Origin of the sequence: Micromonospora mangrovicola, assembly GCF_047200535.1 — a bacterium.
Taxonomy (GTDB): Bacteria; Actinomycetota; Actinomycetes; order Mycobacteriales; family Micromonosporaceae; genus Micromonospora.
Genome location: NZ_JBJZOG010000119.1, coordinates 1 through 16,988, shown reverse-complemented (window position 1 = coordinate 16,988; position 16,988 = coordinate 1). Strand labels below are relative to the sequence as shown.

The 16,988-nt window shown below is 73.3% G+C and carries 12 protein-coding genes; 7 read left to right on the top strand and 5 right to left on the bottom strand.

All coding sequences use genetic code 11. The features are described from left to right. The 4 genes from ACL02O_RS29785 to ACL02O_RS29770 all read left to right on the top strand — a co-directional run. A partial coding sequence (locus tag ACL02O_RS29785; protein ID WP_412821503.1) for an FAD-binding and (Fe-S)-binding domain-containing protein occupies positions 1 to 2,861 on the top strand: 2,861 nt, incomplete at its 5' end. Continuing rightward, positions 2,858 to 3,946, top strand: a complete 1,089-nt coding sequence (locus ACL02O_RS29780; protein WP_412821502.1) for an enolase C-terminal domain-like protein — start codon at positions 2,858 to 2,860, stop codon at positions 3,944 to 3,946. The genes ACL02O_RS29785 and ACL02O_RS29780, both read left to right, overlap by 4 nt. Before the next feature lies 1 nt (position 3,947). After that, positions 3,948 to 4,319, top strand: a complete 372-nt coding sequence (locus ACL02O_RS29775) for a hypothetical protein (protein WP_412821501.1) — start codon at positions 3,948 to 3,950, stop codon at positions 4,317 to 4,319. Beyond that, on the top strand, positions 4,309 to 4,749 hold the full coding sequence (locus ACL02O_RS29770) for a PPC domain-containing DNA-binding protein (protein ID WP_412821500.1): 441 nt from the start codon (positions 4,309 to 4,311) through the stop codon (positions 4,747 to 4,749). The genes ACL02O_RS29775 and ACL02O_RS29770 overlap by 11 nt, the downstream gene beginning before the upstream one ends. 12 nt (positions 4,750 to 4,761) lie before the next feature. Here ACL02O_RS29770 and ACL02O_RS29765 read toward each other — a convergent pair whose 3' ends face one another. Continuing rightward, positions 4,762 to 6,531 carry a glycoside hydrolase family 15 protein gene (locus tag ACL02O_RS29765; protein ID WP_412821499.1) on the bottom strand — a complete coding sequence of 590 codons (1,770 nt, stop codon included), beginning with the start codon at positions 6,529 to 6,531 and terminating at the stop codon, positions 4,762 to 4,764. 328 nt (positions 6,532 to 6,859) lie between these two features. Here ACL02O_RS29765 and ACL02O_RS29760 point away from each other — a divergent pair, with 328 nt between their 5' ends. After that, positions 6,860 to 7,870, top strand: a complete 1,011-nt coding sequence (locus ACL02O_RS29760; RefSeq protein WP_412821498.1) for an SDR family oxidoreductase — start codon at positions 6,860 to 6,862, stop codon at positions 7,868 to 7,870. Between the two features lie 96 nt (positions 7,871 to 7,966). On the opposite strand, the gene katG is transcribed toward ACL02O_RS29760, so the two are convergent. Further along, a complete protein-coding gene (gene katG, locus ACL02O_RS29755) occupies positions 7,967 to 10,162 on the bottom strand; it encodes a catalase/peroxidase HPI (RefSeq protein ID WP_412821497.1) in 2,196 nt (731 codons plus the stop codon). 21 nt (positions 10,163 to 10,183) lie between these two features. Next, positions 10,184 to 10,630, bottom strand: a complete 447-nt coding sequence (locus ACL02O_RS29750) for a Fur family transcriptional regulator (protein WP_412821496.1) — start codon at positions 10,628 to 10,630, stop codon at positions 10,184 to 10,186. Positions 10,631 to 10,861: 231 nt separating this feature from the next. Between ACL02O_RS29750 and ACL02O_RS29745 the strand changes: the two genes are divergently transcribed. Together ACL02O_RS29745 and ACL02O_RS29740 are read left to right on the top strand one after the other, a co-directional pair. After that, on the top strand, positions 10,862 to 12,517 hold the full coding sequence (locus tag ACL02O_RS29745) for a glycoside hydrolase family 10 protein (protein ID WP_412821495.1): 1,656 nt from the start codon (positions 10,862 to 10,864) through the stop codon (positions 12,515 to 12,517). 138 nt (positions 12,518 to 12,655) lie between these two features. Next, positions 12,656 to 14,734: an NACHT domain-containing protein gene (locus ACL02O_RS29740; protein ID WP_412821494.1), complete on the top strand. Its 2,079-nt coding sequence runs from the start codon at positions 12,656 to 12,658 to the stop codon at positions 14,732 to 14,734. Between the two features lie 21 nt (positions 14,735 to 14,755). On the opposite strand, the gene ACL02O_RS29735 is transcribed toward ACL02O_RS29740, so the two are convergent. Beyond that, positions 14,756 to 15,499: a hypothetical protein gene (locus tag ACL02O_RS29735; protein WP_412821493.1), complete on the bottom strand. Its 744-nt coding sequence runs from the start codon at positions 15,497 to 15,499 to the stop codon at positions 14,756 to 14,758. A 200-nt stretch (positions 15,500 to 15,699) separates the two neighbouring features. Continuing rightward, positions 15,700 to 16,719, bottom strand: coding sequence for a class 1 isoprenoid biosynthesis enzyme (locus ACL02O_RS29730; RefSeq protein ID WP_412821492.1), 1,020 nt, complete (start codon positions 16,717 to 16,719; stop codon positions 15,700 to 15,702). Positions 16,720 to 16,988: the final 269 nt, after the last annotated feature.

Genomic DNA, 16,988 nt, shown 5'->3' with positions numbered 1-16,988 from the left:
ATTCCCCCCCCCCCCCCCCCCACCGCGCGCCGCTGACCTCCCGCGGCGGCGGCACCAGCCTCGCCGGCGAGTGCACCAACACCGCCGTGGTGCTGGACTGGTCGAAGTACTGCCACCGGCTGCTGGAGGTCGACGCCGACGCCCGCACCTGCCTGGTCGAGCCGGGCATCGTGCTCGACGAGCTCAACGCCCAGCTCAAGGCGACCGGCCTGGAGTACGGCCCCCGCCCGGCCACCCACGACCACTGCACCCTCGGCGGGATGCTCGGCAACAACTCCTGCGGCGCCACCGCCCAGCGCACCGGCAAGGTCGTCGACAACGTCGTCGAGCTGGAGGTGCTGCTTTACGACGGGACCCGGATGTGGGTGGGGGAGACCACCGACGAGGAGTACGACCGCATCCAGCGCGACGGCGGCCGCAAGGCGGAGGTCTACCGACAGCTGCGCGCGCTGCGCGACGAGTACCTGGGCGACATCCGCACCCGCTACCCGCACATCCCGCGTCGGGTCTCCGGCTACAACCTGGACAGCCTGCTGCCCGAGAAGAACTTCCACCTCGCCCAGGCTCTGGTCGGCTCCGAGGGCACGCTGGTCACCATCCTGCGTGGCCGGCTGAAGCTGGTCCCGGTGGTCAAGGCCGACGCCCTGGTCTTCCTCAGCTACCCGGACATCGCCGCCGCCGCCGACGACGTGCCGCGGATCCTGGCCCACCACCCCATCGCGCTGGAGGGCATCGACGACAAGCTGGTCGACTTCGAGCGACTCAAGAGCCTGCACCCGCAGGCGTTGCACGAGCTGCCCCGGGGCGGCGCCTGGCTGATGGTGCAGCTCGGCGGGGACACCCGTGCGGAGGCGAAGGCGGCGGCCGACCGGCTGATCGACGACGTCCGCCGCGACGGCGGGCCCACCGTGCACGAGTTCGCCGACCCAGCCGACGAGCAGCGCATGTGGGCCGTCCGCGAGTCCGCGCTCGGCGCCACCGCCCACGTGCCCGGCGCCGACGACACCTGGCCGGGTTGGGAGGATTCGGCGGTCGCCCCGGACAAGCTCGGTGACTACCTGCGCGAACTCGGCAAGCTCTATCGCGAGTACGGCTACCAGCAGGCATCCCTGTACGGGCACTTCGGCCAGGGCTGCGTGCACACCCGGATCCCGTTCCACCTGCGCACCGCCGACGGCGTACGCGAGTTCCGGTCCTTCCTCGAACGCGCCGCCGACCTGGTGGTCTCCTACGGCGGCTCGTTCTCCGGGGAGCACGGCGACGGCCAGGCCCGCGGCGAGCTGCTGCCGAAGATGTACGGCGACCGCCTGACCCGGGCGTTCGGCCAGCTCAAGGCGATCTTCGACCCGGACGACCGGATGAACCCGGGCAAGGTGATGCCCCCGTACCCGCTGGACAGCCACCTGCGGCTCGGCGTCGACTACGACCACGGCGGCGTGGAGACCGTCTTCGCCTACCCGGACGACGCGGGCAGCTTCGGCCAGGCGGTGCTGCGCTGCGTGGGCGTGGGCAAGTGCCGCCGGCACTCCGGCGGCGTGATGTGCCCCTCGTACATGGTCACCCGGGAGGAGGAGCACTCCACCCGCGGCCGGTCGCGGCTGCTGTTCGAGATGCTCGACGGCGCCGCCCGGGGCGGCGCGATCGGCGACGGCTGGCGCTCCGAAGCCGTGCGCGACGCGCTCGACCTCTGCCTGGCCTGCAAGGGCTGCAAGGCCGACTGTCCGGTGAACGTGGACATGGCCACGTACAAGGCGGAGTTCCTGTCCCACCACTACGCGGGCCGGTTGCGGCCCCGCGCCCACTACTCGATGGGCTGGCTGCCGGCGGTGGCCGCCGTAGCCGGGCTCGCCCCGCGGACGGTCAACGCCCTCGCGCACGCTCCCGGGCTGGGCCGGCTCGCCAAGGTGCTCGGCGGCATCGACCGCCGGCGCGACATTCCCGTCTTCGCCACCGAGTCGTTCCAGCAGTGGTTCGCCCGCCGTACCCCGGGCGGCGACGGCTCCCGGGGCGAGGTGCTGCTCTGGCCGGACACCTTCACCAACCGCTTCCACCCGGGAGTGGCGCGGGCGGCCGTGGAGGTGCTGGAGGCGGCCGGCTGGCGGGTCCGGGTGCCCGACCGGCCGGTCTGCTGCGGGCTGACCTGGATCTCCACCGGCCAGCTCGGCACCGCCAAACGGGTCCTGCGGCGCACCGTCGACGTGCTCCGCCCGCACCTGCGCGCCGGCACCCGGGTGGTCGGGCTCGAACCGAGCTGTACCGCCGTGTTCCGCAGCGACGCCCACGAGCTGTTCCCGGCCGACGACGACGTCACCCGGCTGCGGGAGCAGACCGTCACGCTGGCCGAGCTGCTGCACGACCACAGCCCCGGCTGGCAGCCGCCACGGGTCCCGGCGCACGCGCTGATCCAGACGCACTGCCACCACCACGCCGTCCTCGGCACCGCCGCCGATCAGGCGGTGCTGTCCGGGGTCGGGGTCGACGCGGAGTTCCTCGACTCCGGGTGCTGCGGCCTGGCCGGCAACTTCGGCTTCGAGCAGGGGCACCACGAGGTCTCCGAGGCGTGTGCCGAACGGGTGCTGCTGCCCGCCGTGCGGGACGCCGCCGACACCGACGTCATCCTCGCCGACGGCTTCAGCTGCCGGACCCAGGTCGAGCAGAGCGCCTCCGCCGGGCGGTCGGCGATCCACCTGGCCGAACTCCTCCGGGCCGGGCTGCACGGCGGGACCGTCCCCGCGCGCCCGGAGCTGAGCCTCGCCGAGCGTCCGCGACCACCGTCGCCCGCGGCCCGGTGGGCCGCCGCCGGTCTGGTCGGGCTCGGCGCGCTCGCCCCGCTGGCGGCGCTGCTGCGGCGGCGACGATGAGCAGGCTGCGGCTGTCCGCCGAGGCGTACCAGGTGCCCACCGACGCCCCCGAGGGCGACGGCACGCTGGCCTGGACCAGCACCACCCTGGTGCTGGTCCGGGCCGAGGCCGACGGGCACGCCGGCCTCGGCTGGACCTACGGCCCGGCGGCGGCCGGCGCGGTGGTCACCGACCTGCTCGCGCCCGTCGTCGCCGACCTCGACCCGGACGACGTGCCGGCCGTCTGGACGACCATGCAGCGGCGGCTGCGCAACGCCGGTCGCCCCGGCGTCGCCGGGCTCGCCCTCTCGGCCGCCGACTGCGCCGTCTGGGACCTCAAGGCCCGCCGGCACGGCCTGCCGCTGGCCCGGCTGCTCGGCACCGCCCGCCGGCAGATCCCCGTCTACGGCAGTGGCGGCTTCACCACGTACGACGCCGAGCAGCAGCAACGGCAGCTCACCGACTGGGTGCACGAGCAGGGCATCCCCCGGGTGAAGATCAAGATCGGGGAGTCCTGCGGCACCGAGGTCCCGCGGGACCTGGCCCGGATGACCGCGGCGCGGCGGACCATCGGCGACGGCACCGAGCTCTACGTCGACGCCAACGGCGGCTACCAGCGCAAGCAGGCGATCCGGGTCGCGCACGCCGCCGCCGACCTGGACGTGCGCTGGTACGAGGAGCCGGTCAGCTCCGACGACCTGGCCGGGCTCGGCCTGGTCCGCGACCGGGTGGCCCCCGACGTGGCGGCCGGCGAGTACGGCTTCGACCTGGTCTACTTCCACCGGATGGCCCCGTACGTCGACTGCCTCCAGATCGACGTGACCCGGTGCGGCGGGATCACCGAGTTCCTCCGGGCCGCCGCGGTGGCCGACGCCGCCGGGCTGCAGGTGTCCGGTCACTGCGCCCCGCACCAGCACCTGCCCGTCGCCGCGGCCACCCCGAACCTGCGGCACCTGGAGTGGTTCCACGACCACGTACGCATCGAGTCGATGCTCTTCGACGGCGCGCAGCCGGCCACCGGCGGCAGCGTACGGGTGCCGCTGGACCGGCCCGGCAACGGCCTGGAGTTCCGCGCGGACCGCACGGACCGGTACCGGGTGGCCTGAGATGGCGGACGAGCACCTGCGACTGGTCCGCACCGCGGCGGTGGCCCGGCTGGTCTGGGGCGCACTGCTGATCGCGGCGCCCCGGTGGCTGCTGCGACCGTTCGGCTCCGTGACGCCGGTCGCCGTGGTGACGCTGCGGGCGCTCGGGATCCGGCACCTGGCCCAGGGCGGGCTGCTCCTGTGGCACCCCACACCGGTGGTGCTCACCCTGAGCACGGTGGCGGACCGGGCGCACGGCGCGACTGCCCTGGCCCTCGCCGCCGTCGACCGGCGGCAACGGTACGCCGCCCTGGCCGACGCCGGCATCGCCGCCGCCTGGTCGGCAACCGGCCGGCCGGCCGCCTCCAGAAGGGAGAAGGATCGTGAGAGCTGAGGAGCTGCACCACCCCACCGGCCGGGTGCTGGTCGTGGTCTGCGACAAGGGTGAGGACCCGGTGAGCGTGGTGGGCGACGCGTTGCACCGGTACGGCCTGTGCGCGGGGCGGGTGACCGCCGTCGGCGGATTCCGGGAGGCCGAGGTCGGCTGGTTCGACCCGGAGCGGGCCGACTACCGGCGCATTCCCGTCCGCGAGCAGGTGGAGGTGCTGTCCCTCCTGGGCGACGTGGCCGCTCGGGACGGTCAGCCGGTGCTGCACGTGCACGCCGTGCTCGGTCGCTCCGACGGCAGCACCGTCGGCGGGCACCTGCTCGGCGCGAAGGTGTGGCCCACGCTCGAGGTGATCGTCACCGAGGTCGCCCCGGAACTGGCCAAACAGGTCGACCCCGGGACCGGGCTGGCACTGATCGCCGGCCCCGGCCGGTAGCGACGGTGCCGCTCACCGGCACGGGTTGACCTGGCCCAGGGTCACCGCGGTCTCCAGCATCAACGCGTGCACGAACGCCTGCGGCAGGTTGCCCCGGAGCTGCCGCTGCCGCACGTCGTACTCCTCCGTGTAGAGCCCGGGCGGGCCGCACGCCGCCCGGTTGCGCTCGAACCACCGGTTGGCCCACACCGCGTCCCCCGCCTGCCAGGCAGCGAGTGCGGCGGCGAACCCGCACAGCAGGAACGCGCCCTCCGCGTCCCCCAACGGCCGCCGGTCGGGCCGGAACCGGTACATGTAGCCGTCCGCGGCCAGCTCCGCCAGCACGACCTGACGGGTCCGCTCGGTCCGCGGGTCCTGCGGCGGCAGCGCGCCGCGGATGCCGGGCAGCAGCAGCGCCGAGTCGACCCGCCCGTCGTCGTACGCCCGCTGCCAGCGCCCGGCCGGATGCAGGCCGTGCGCGGCGGCGTCGGCGAGGACCCGGTCGGCCAGTGCCGACCACCGGCCGGCCAGTTCCGGCGAGGCCACCCGGGCCGCCGCCCGCAGTCCCGCCACGCAGGTCAGTTTCGAGTGGGTCCAATGCCGGGGCGGCAGCTCCCAGATCCCGGAGTCCGGCTCCGACCAGCGCCGGCCGATAGCCGCGACGGCCACCTCCATGGCCCGGTGCGCGTCATCGGGAAGGCGACCGTGCCGCCGCGCCGCGGCGAGCACCAGGAGCACCTCGCCGAAGGCGTCCAGCTGGAACTGCTCGCGCACCCAGTTGCCGGTCCGCACCTGCGCGCCGGGATATCCCGGCAGATGGGCCACCGGCTGTTCGTGCGGCACCGGCCCGCCGTCGACGGCGTACGCCGGCGCCAGCCGGTCCCCGTCGGCCAGCACCCGCTCGGTGAGGAACGCGACGGCGTCGTCGAGCAGGTCGTAGCGGCCGGCCAGGGCGGCAGCCTGACCGGCGAAGGACTGGTCCCGGATCCACGCGTACCGGTAGTCGTAGTTGCGGCCGGCCAGCGCCCGCTCGGGCAGGGCGGTGGTGACCGCGGCGACCATGCCCCCACCCGGCCGGGTCATCCCGCGCAGCACCGCGTACGAGAACTTGGCGTCCCGCTCGGCGGTGCCCGGCATGGCCGGGATGGCCGACCCCCAGTGGTCCTCGGTGATCCGCCACAGCTCACCCGGCTCGGCGCACGATTCCCGCAGCGGCGTGGCGGACAGCTCCAGCACCAGGTCGTGCCGGCCGCCCTCGGGCACGGTCAGCTCGCCGATGAGGAAGCCGTCCGGGTCGGCGTGCAGTTCGGTGCCGCCGTGGAACCGCAGGTGCAGCCCGCCGGTACGGGCGAGCCACAGGTCACCGTGGCGGTTCACGTTCCGCACCGGCTTCCGGCCGAAGTCCGCCCGCGGGTCCACCACGACCCGGACCCGGGCCGTCCGGTCCACGGCGCGGACCTGGCGCAGCAGGACCAGCCGCTGTTCCTCGCCGGGAGCGACCAGCGCCTCCCGCGACTCGATGATGCCGTCCCCGGTGACCCACCGGCTGCGCCACACCAGCGAGCCCGGCTCGTAGTGCCCGCCCCAGACGAAGCGGGGCGCCGCCGGGGTCACCAGGTAACGCCCGGCCCCACCCAGCAACGAGCTGAAGACGGCCGGGTCGGACCAGCCCGGCGCACACAGCCAGCCCACGTCGCCGCCCGGACCGATCAGCGCACCGCGGTACCCGTCGGCGAGCAGCGCGTAGTCGCGCAGTACCGCCGGATACGTCCCGGTGTTCGGGTCACCTCCGCTGACCGGCACCGCTGGTCTCCCCTCACGGCCGTGTGGCGTGCTCGGGCGGGTGTCCGCCGGCCCGTACCGCCACGGCACGGTGCCGGGCCCCGCCCGATCGGGACGGCCCGGTTGTCCGGCCCGCCGCCGTCGGCGCACTGGACGCCGGCATACCCGGCCCGGCCGGCGCGACACGTCCGGCCGGGCGTCTTCCCCCCGGTCCGCCCCGGCGGGTCGCGCGCGAAGGCCACCGCGTCCGCCCGGTCGGGCTCGATCGGCGATTCGACACCACCCGAACGAGTGACGCAGCCCCGCGTGGGTAGAGGCTCAGGAGGAGCCGGGATGACGGGAGGCGATCATGGGGCGACGGCGGGACATCCAGGTGGCGGTGGTCACCGGGGCCAGCGCGGGAGTCGGTCGGGCGACCGTACGGCTGCTCGCCGAACGCGGCGTCGCCGTCGCCCTGCTGGCGCGCGGACGGGTGGGGCTGGAGGCCGCCGCCGAGGAGGTACGCGCCGCCGGCAGCCGCGCGCTGCCGATCGAGGTCGACGTGGCCGACTACGACCAGGTCGCGGCCGCTGGCCGGCGGATCGAGGCGGAGCTGGGCCCCATCGATGTATGGATCAACGATGCCTTCAGCTCCGCGTTCGCGCCGTTCCAGGAGATTCAGCCGGCGGAGTTCCGGCGGGCCACCGAGGTCACCTACCTCGGCATCGTGCACGGCACCCGGGTGGCGTTGTCCCACATGACCCCCCGCAACCGAGGCGCGATCGTGCAGGTGGGCTCCGCGCTGGCCTACCGGGGGATTCCCCTGCAGTCCGCCTACTGCGGGGCGAAGCACGCCATCGTCGGGTTCACCGAGTCGCTGCGCTGCGAGCTGATGCACGAGCGCAGCGGCGTACGGGTCACCATGGTGCACCTGCCCGCGCTGAACACGCCGCAGTTCGACTGGTTGCTGTCCCGGTTGCCGCGCCACGCCCAGCCGGTCCCGCCGATCTACGAGCCGATCGTGGCCGCCCGGGGCATCGTCAGCGCGGCGTACCGGCCACAGCGGCGGGAGTACTGGGTGGGCACCTCGACGGTGCTGACCATTCTCGGCAACCGCGTCATTCCCGGACTGCTGGACCGCTACCTGGCCCGGACGGGTTACCAGTCGCAGCAGACCGGGCAGCGCGTCGACAAGGACCGCCCGAACAACCTCTGGCACCCCCTCGACGGGCCGGGTGGGCACGACTACGGTGCCCGGGGCATCTTCTCCGGCCGCTCGCACGGCCACAGCCCCCAGGCATGGCTGTCCCGCCACCGTCTCGTCGCGGCGGCCGGCCTGACCGGGGCGGCCCTGGGCGTCCTGGCCTGGCAGCGGCGCTGACCGGTCCGGCGCGGTGCGCTTCGGGCCGGACCGCCGGTCCCCGCTCGGCCGGGACCGGGCCCCGGTCACCTCCCCGGTGGCCGGAGCCCGGTCCCGTCAGGCCAGGTCGTAGCGGTCCAGGCTCATGACCTTGACCCACGCCGCGACGAAGTCCCGGACGAACTTCTCCCGCGCGTCGGCGGCGGCGTAGACCTCCGCGACGGCCCGGAGCTGGGAGTTCGCACCGAAGACCAGGTCGACGGCGGTGGCGGTCCACCTGACCTCGCCGGTGGCCACGTCCCGCCCCTCGAACACGTGCTCCGCCGAGGCGGAGGCCGTCCACTGCACGCCGTTGTCCAGCAGGTTCACGAAGAAGTCGTTCGTCAACGTCTCCGGCCGGTCGGTGAGCACGCCATGGCGGGTCCGCCCCGCGTTGGCGCCCAACGCCCGCATGCCGCCGATCAGGACCGTCATCTCGGGGGCGGTCAGCGTCAACAGGTTGGCCCGGTCCAGCAGCAGGGTCTCCGGCGACAACTTCTGCCCGGCCCGCAGGTAGTTGCGGAACCCGTCCGCCTTCGGTTCCAGCACGGCGAACGACGCCACGTCGGTCTGCTCCTGGGTGGCGTCGGTACGCCCTGGTGAGAACGGGACCGTGAGGTCGTGTCCGGCGTTCCTCGCCGCCTGCTCGACGGCCGCGCATCCACCCAGGACGATCAGGTCGGCCAGCGAGACCTTCTTGCCGCCCGACGACGCGTCGTTGAACTCCTGCTGGATCTCCTGCAGTTTCCGCAGCACGGTGGCGAGCTCGGCCGGGTCGTTGGCCGCCCAGCTGCGCTGCGGTTCGAGGCGGATCCGCGCCCCGTTGGCCCCACCCCGCATGTCGGTGCCGCGGAAGCTCGCCGCCGACGCCCACGCGGTGCGGACCAGGTCCGCGACGGACAGGCCCGACGCGAGGAGCGTGCGCTTGAGGGCCGCGGCGTCCTCGTCCGTGATCAGTTGGTGCTCGACCGGCGGAACGGGGTCCTGCCACAGCTGCGGCTCCGGCACCCACGGGCCGAGGTAGCGCGTGACGGGTCCCATGTCGCGGTGCAGCAGCTTGTACCACGCCCTGGCGAACGCCTCCGCGAGCTGGTCCGGATTCTCCAGGAAGCGGCGCGAGATCGACTCGTAGGTCGGGTCGGCGCGCAGCGCCAGGTCCGTCGTGGCCATCATCGGCGCGTGCCGCACCGACGGGTCGTGCGCGTCGGGCACGGTGTCCGCCCCGGCGCCGCCCTTCGGCTTCCACTGTTTGGCGCCGGCGGGGCTCTCGGCCAGCTCCCACTCGTAGCCGAACAGGGTCTCGAAATAGCTGTTGTCCCAGGTGACCGGGGTGGGCGTCCACGCGCCCTCGAGCCCGCTGGTGATCGTGTCCCGGCCCTTGCCGCTGCCGAAGGTGTTCCGCCAACCGAGGCCCTGGCTCTCCACGGGGGCACCTTCGGGCTCGGGGCCCACGTACTCGGCGGGGGCGGCGCCGTGCGTCTTGCCGAACGTGTGACCGCCGGCGATGAGCGCGACGGTCTCCTCGTCGTTCATCGCCATGCGGCGGAAGGTCTCGCGGACGTCCCGGGCGGAGGCCAGCGGGTCCGGGGTGCCGTTGGGCCCCTCCGGGTTCACGTAGATCAGGCCCATCTGCACGGCGCCGAGCGGGCCGGCCAGCTCCCGGTCGCCGCTGTAACGCTCGTCGCCGAGCCAGGTGTCCTCCGGCCCCCAGAAGACCTCCTCGGGCTCCCAGACGTCCGGGCGCCCGAAGCCGAAGCCGAAGGTCTTGAAACCCATCGACTCCAGGGCGACGTTGCCGGTGAAGACCAGCAGGTCCGCCCAGGAGATCTTCCGGCCGTACTTCTGCTTGACCGGCCACAGCAGCCGGCGGGCCTTGTCCAGGTTCGCGTTGTCGGGCCAGCTGTTGAGCGGGGCGAAGCGCTGGGCGCCGTCGCCGGCGCCGCCACGGCCGTCCTCGATGCGGTACGTGCCGGCGGCGTGCCAGCTCATCCGGATGAACAGCGGCCCGTAGTGGCCGTAGTCGGCCGGCCACCAGTCCTGCGACGTCGTCATCACGTCGAGGATGTCCTGCTTGAGCTGCGCCACGTCGAGCTTCTTGAACTCCTCGGCGTAGTCGAAGTCCGCGCCCAGCGGGTTGGCCCGCGGCGAGTGCTGGTGGAGCACCTGCAGGTTCAGCTGATTCGGCCACCAGTCCTGGTTGCTCCTGGGCCGGTGCGGGCTCGGCGTGGGCGCCGGGATGACCGGGTTCTCACTTTCGCTGCCGCGATCAGTCACGTCGATCCCTCTCCTGTCTCTTCACTCGTTCGGTCCACTGGTCGCCGGCGCCGTGCGGCACTCGGGACAGCTGCCCCAGTAGGTGATCTCGGCCTCGTCGATCGCGAATCCCCGGCCGTCGGACGCGGTCAGGCATGGCGCCTCGTCGGCGAGGCAGTCGACGTCGGCGATGGCGCCGCACGACCGGCACACGACATGGTGGTGGTTGTCGCCGACCCGCGACTCGTAGCGGGCCACCGAGCCGGGCGGCTCGATGCGCCGCACCAGCCCCGCGGCGGTCAGCGCCCGCAGCACGTCGTACACGGCCTGGTGGGACACCTCGGGCAGCTCCCGCCGTACGGCGCCGAAGATCGAGGCGGTGTCGGCGTGCGGCTGGGCGTGCACCGCGCCCAGCACCGCGAGCCGCGGACGGGTCACGCGGAGCGCGGCCCCGCGCAGCAGGCGTTCGAAGTCCGAGACCGTGGTCACGGTGCGCAGTATGCCGGAATTTTGTCTTGAATGCCTCAAAAAACACCGATGTCGGGCAAGTTATGACCTCGCGGTTGTCCAGCGGCTGGCCGGCCCACAGTGGATGCCCCGACCGGGCTCGTGCGCGGTGACGGGTGGGACCGCCGCCGGCGGCAGCAGCCGGCTCCGGTCCGCGCATTGAGTGAAGGTTCAACTGGTGCACCGGGCGGCGGCGTTGGGCAGACTGGGCCGATGCCCACCGCCGCTCCGCCTGCCCCCGGCGCCCACCGCGGTCGTGCCCGCAAGCTCGCCGCCGTGGTCGCCTCGCTCGCCCTGGCGCTCGGGGTCGGCGCCTGGTCGCTGCGGGAGCGAGTGGTCGGGGAGACAGGAGAGCCGGTCGGGGGCGGCGCGCCCGCTGCCGGCCCGGCCGGCGACATCCCCGGCTGCGCCGGCCTGCCCATCCGGGCGCCCCGCGAGTTGCGCGGCATGTGGATCACGACGGTCAACAACATCGACTGGCCGAGCCGGCCCGGACTTCCGGCCGAGACGGTGCGGGCGGAGTTCCGCAGCTGGCTGGACCTGGCGGTGCGACGTAACCACAACGCGGTCTTCGTGCACGTGCGGCCGAGCGGGGACGCGCTCTGGCCGTCCCGGTACGCGCCGTGGTCGCAGTGGCTGACCGGCCGCCGCGACGGCCGCGATCCGGGCTGGGACCCGATGGAGTTCATGGTCGCCGAGGCGCACGCCCGCAATCTGGAGTTCCACGCCTGGTTCAACCCGTACCGGGGTGGGCAGCCGGCCACCGTCGGCGGCCCCGGCCCCAGGCTGGACCGGCTCGCGCCGACGCATCCGCTGCGCCGGCACCCCGACTGGGCGGTGACCTATCCCAGCGCCGACCGGCCCGGCAGTCGCCTCTACTTCAACCCGGGCATCCCCGAGGCGCGCACGTTCGTCGAGGACTCGATGCTGGAGGCGGTCCAGCGGTACGACGTCGACGGGGTGCACTTCGACGACTTCTTCTACCCCTACCCGGAGGACGGGCAGGACTTCCCGGACGACGCGGCGTTCGCCCGGTACGGCCAGGGGTTCGCGGACCGGGACGCCTGGCGTCGGGACAACGTGAACACGCTGGTCCGGGAGATGAGCGAGCGGATCAAGGCGATCAAGCCGTGGGTGAAGTTCGGCATCAGCCCGTTCGGCATCTGGCGCAACGCGCGCACCGACCCGGCCGGCTCGGCGACCGCCGGGTTGCAGAGCTACGACGACATCTACGCCGACACCCGGCTCTGGGTACGGCAGCAGTGGTTGGACTACGTCGTGCCCCAGCTCTACTGGCACATCGGGTTTGGCCGGGCCGACTACGCCAAGCTGCTGCCGTGGTGGGCGGCGACCGTCCGGGGCACCCGGGTGCAGCTCTACATCGGCCAGGCCGACTACCGGGTGGGGGAGCGCGGCACCTGGCGTGACCCGGCCGAACTGGACCGCCAGCTCGCCCTCAACCGGCGGTACGGGGTGAGCGGCAGCGTGCACTTCAGCGCCCGGCAGGTACGCGCCGACAAGCTCGGAGCGGTCAGCCGGTACAGCCGGACGTACTACGCCGGCCCGGCGCTGCTGCCCCCGATGGCACAGTTGCCCGCGGCGCCACCCGCCGCGCCCGTGCTGACCGGGGCGCGCCGCGACACCGGAGGGGTGGTGCTGACCTGGCGCGGCGACGGCGCCACGAGCTTCGCCGTCTACCGGGTGGACGGTGGGGTCGCCCGGCTCGCCGGCACCACCCGGGACGCCGGCTGGGTCGACCGCGCCGCCCCGGGCGGCCGCGCCCTGTCCTACTGCGTGTCCGGTCTGGACCGCAGCGGGAACGAGGGCCCGCTCAGCGCGCCGACGACGATCGGTCGCACGGCCGGGTGATCCAGGACGGCCGTGGCCGCCGATCCGTGCGCGGCGCTGACCTTTACCGGTTGCGCCTGACGTGGCACGCTTCCTAGTGACCTGAGGGTGCCCGTGGCGCCTCGGAGCGGCGCGAACGGTAGGACGACCGGGGAGCCGATGGCGAACTTGTGGCGACGCAGAACCGCGTACCCGTTGCTCCTCTGGCTCGTGCTGGCCGCCGTCATCGCGGGCGCGTGGATTCGGTTCGGCAGTTCCAACCTGACCACCGTGCTCACGATCGTGTCCTCCCTAGTCGCGCTGTTGCCGGTGCTGAAGGTCGGCCCGCTGGCTTGGTCGGGGCCGGGCCGGCAGAGCACCCCCGAGCAGGTCGACCGGGCCGTGCAGGTGCTCGCCATCGAGGTGCGCAAACAGTGGGACGAGGAGGCGCGCCGGCGTCAGCTGCAGGAGGCGCGCCAGATGCCGGTCCGCTGGGAGGTGACGGACCGTCCAAACGAGCGGGTGCGGTTGCCGCCGGCCGGCCAGCTGCCGCGTCTGATCGACGAGTTCGTCGGGCAGCCCCGTCCGATGGTGGTCATCGGCGAGCCGGGGTCGGGCAAGACCGGGTTGTGCGTGATCCTCACGCTGGATCTGTTGAAGGATGCGTCTCCGCGGGTGCCGGTGCTGTTGCAGATCGCCACCTGGGACCCGGGCGAGAACCTAGACGACTGGCTGGTCCGCCGTCTGATGGAGGACTACCCGTTCCTGGGCAACGAGGCCCGGTTCGGCGTCAGCGCCACCCGGGAGATCGTTACCCAGCGCCTGGTGCTGCCGATCTTGGACGGCCTGGACGAGATGCCGCCCGAGCTGCGACCCGTCGCGTTGCGCGCGCTGGACGACGACTGGTCCGCCGACCGGCCTTTCGTGCTGACCTGCCGGACCGAGGAGTTTCTGGCGGCCAACGCGCAGAACCTGCTCGTCGGCGTCCTGGTCGTGCGGCTACGGCCGCTGGAGCCGCAGGCGGCGGCGAATTTCCTGCTCGACGCCAGCGCCGACGCCCGGCTCGAGGAGTGGGAGCCGGTGCTGGCGGACTTGGTCGCGCACCCGTCGGGCGAGCTGGCGCAGGCGCTCACCAACCCGCTGATGCTCGCGCTGGCCCGTATCGTCTACGAGGCGGACGACGTGTCGCCCCGGGATCTGCTCGACCGGCGCCGGTTCCCCCAGCAGCAGGAAGTCGAGCGGTATCTACTCGACCGGTTCATCCCCACGGTCTTCCGCACCCGCCCGCACCGGGCGGTGCCCAGTCCGACCCGGATCTCCCGTCGGTGGGATCCGGCCGTCGCCCAGCGGGCACTGGTGTTCCTGGCGGTGCACCTGCAGACCCTGAGGACCCGCGACCTCGCGTGGTGGCAGCTCCCCCGCGCGGTGCCCCGGCCGGTATCGCAGGTCGTGCGGGTCGCCGTGGGCACGGCGAGTTGTGCCCTGCTGGGTTGGGTGATGTTCGGGTTGTTCGGTCGGCCCCACTTCGGTGTGGCCTTCGGCCTGCTGGTCGGCTTCTTCGCCGCGCTGCCGCTAGGGAGGCTGCGGGACAAGCGACCACGCCGGTTCGTACCCCGGATGTTCCGCCGTGCGGAGCTGTCACCGGAGTTCCTGGCCCGCGACATCGGCTTCGGTGTGGTCGGCGCGCTCGTCGGCGGGCTCATCGTCGGCCTGCTGTTCAGCTTCGGGTACGGCGTGCTGATCGGTCTCTTCTTCGGGCTGGTCTTCGGCATGGTGCGTCGGTTCACCGAGCCGACCGAGCCGAAGGAGCCGGCCAGTCCGGGCAACGTGCTGCGCAGCGACCGCAGCACGGTGCTGTACGGGACCGCGTTGGGCGGGACGGCCGGCGCGCTGGTCGGCGGGTTCATGGGCGGCGTCGTCGGGGCCGAGCGGTACGGCCTGATCTTCCGGCTGAGCCCGCTGACGGAGGGGCTGCTCGGCGCCGTCGTCGGGCTGCTGCTCGGGGCGGCGGGCCTCGGGATGATGGTCTACACCACCAGCGCCTGGGCCCAGTTCGTGCTCGCACGGCTCTGGTTGGCGGGCCGGGGGTGGACCCCGCTGCGGCTGATGACGTTCCTTCAGGACGCGCACAAACTCGGTGTGCTCCGCCAGGTGGGACCGCTCTACCAGTTCCGGCACGCGTTGCTTCAGGAACGGCTGGCCCAGCCTTCGTCGGCGTCGGTGGAGGCCCCGGAGGCGGAGACCGCGATCCCGAGCTGACCGGCTTTCGGTCGGGCCGGGCTAGGCGACGCGGGTGGTGGTGAGCTGCACGGGCCCGACGAGGGACCAGTGCGCGACCGGGTCGGGCCAGCAGCCGCTCGCGCCGGCTGTGGCACCGACCGCCACGTACCGGGCCTGCGGGAAACGGATGCGTGCCCGGGTGATGGCGGTGCCCACGGGGCGGACCTGAAGGTCCGCCAGGCGCCGGCGCACGGTGTCGCTGCTCCGGCCGGAGCCACCAGTCGCCCAGTAGCCGAACTCGACCCGGGCCTGGGCGGCACCGTCGGCACCGGCGGCGGCCTGCTGGTCGAGCAGCCAGGCGACGTCGGCCGGGTTGGTCAGGTCGACGCCGCGGACCGTGGACCGGGTCTGGTCGACCGACACCTGCACCCGGACCGAGACCACCTCGAAGGGATGCCGCCGCAGCAGCCGTGACTGCTCGTCGAGCCAACACCGCTCGAAGGCGTACTGCCGCCGCTCGACGATCCACAGGGCGGCGGCGCGCACCACCGTGTAGCCGACCAGCGTGCCGCCGGCCAGAGTTACCAGCACGTGATCGACCAGCATTCGATCGATGATCACGGCGAGCACGGCGGCCGTCAGCCAGCCCAGAGTGACGGTGCGGGCCCGATCGAGGGACGACCGGCCGGGACCGACGGTGAGCCGCCGCAACCAACGGGCGGGGCCGCCCAGCGGTGCCGGAGGTATCAGGACCTCCGGCCGTATGCTGTCCGGCTCGGCCAGCACCACCTCTGTCGTCCCCACCGCCTGCCGCCTCTCCCCGGCGTCCTGCCTACCATGTCGCCGCCGCGCTGCGGCCCAGCCAGGGGCGGCCCGTCCGGCCGCCCGGCATCTCGCGTCAACGAGGGCGGCCGCACAGCTGGACAGCCCTCCGCGGTCACTCTACCGGCCACCACCGGCGTCGCACCGAACGTGAAATCAACAAGCTGGCGGGATGCGCACAATCAGCCAGCCTCGCTTGCCGAAGCGGTGCCTGTCGTCGGGCGGATGTTTCCGGCCGCTCGGAACAGCAGTCGGTGCGGCCGACGATCATCCCGGTCTGGTCCCGCCGACGCTGGTCCGGCCCGGGGCCGGGCGCCCGACCGGTGTCGGCGCCGGTCCTGCAGGTGATGGATCAGCGCCCGCGCCAGCATCATGAACAACATGCCGAACAGCCGGTCCTGCCGGCAGCGGGGATACTGCCGGCGGAACTCACGGCGGAGCGACCCGATCCGCCGGCCGGTCTCGACCAGCGTGACGGTGCCCAGCGTCACCTCGGTGACGACGCCTTCGGCGCGGTCGAGGGCAACGTCGTGGTAGTCGTCCAGGACCTGAAGGATGTCGCCGAGTTCCATGAGCAGCCGCTGTTCGGCGGGCGACAACGCCGGCCGGAGCAGCCCGAACAGCGCCGCTGTGCCGAGCCCACCCTTGCCGCAGGTGATCCGGCGGAGGTCCGGCCCCGAGACGACCGGCCCGCGCTGCTGCCGTGACTGGATCTGAAACCGGTGCATCCCCCGCAGGGCGGAGTAGACCGGCTCGGACTCCTCCTGCCGCAGCGCCGCCTCGATGGTGCGGTAGAGCTCTAGCAGCAGTGCCTCGGCATCCGACCGCGGCTCGAAGGGGCCGCCCTCGAACAGGACTGTCAGCCGCTCGTCCAGGCGCGGGCTGCGGAAGTTGTCGAACAGGTCGTCGTACACGCGGGTGAACGAACTGCCCAGCACCGCCCGATCGGCCTGAAACGCGATCCCGGTGGCCTGCGCGTACCCGGTCATCGCGAGGCACACCTTGACGCTGGTGCCCAGCAGGATCCGGGAGATTTCCCGCCGACGGCGCTCACCGTCGATGCTCCGGTCGACGATTGGCCGAATGGTCCGGTCGAAGACATCGATGATCTCGTCGGCCTCATGCCGCACGAACCGGTACACGCTCGGCCATCCGGCCGCCAGTGACGCGAGCCGCAGGACGGCATGGACCTCAGTGCACACGGCCGGTACGCTCGCCCCGGCCCGCGGCGGATCGCCCTGTGCGTACCGCGGCCGTCACCGTCGGCCGCCGTCCATTAGGGACGGACGGCTGAGGCTCGTTCCCGGCCCCGGCCGGCGTTGCGTGACCCGCCCAGCACACTGCCGCATGCCTCGACAGTATCGAAGATTGTCACCGCAAGTGTCCGCCCGATGACGGCCCGGCGGCCGCCGGGACGCCGACCTGCCATCGCGGCCGGGTCCGATCCGGGCCCGGCCGAGGCGGCTGCGGG

Coding starts and splice junctions, on each gene's coding strand:
- ACL02O_RS29760 (WP_412821498.1), top strand. CDS start 6,860: ATGGGGCGACGGCGGGACATCCAGGTGGCGGTGGTCACCGGGGCCAGC.
- ACL02O_RS29745 (WP_412821495.1), top strand. CDS start 10,862: ATGCCCACCGCCGCTCCGCCTGCCCCCGGCGCCCACCGCGGTCGTGCC.
- ACL02O_RS29775 (WP_412821501.1), top strand. CDS start 3,948: ATGGCGGACGAGCACCTGCGACTGGTCCGCACCGCGGCGGTGGCCCGG.
- ACL02O_RS29780 (WP_412821502.1), top strand. CDS start 2,858: ATGAGCAGGCTGCGGCTGTCCGCCGAGGCGTACCAGGTGCCCACCGAC.
- ACL02O_RS29740 (WP_412821494.1), top strand. CDS start 12,656: ATGGCGAACTTGTGGCGACGCAGAACCGCGTACCCGTTGCTCCTCTGG.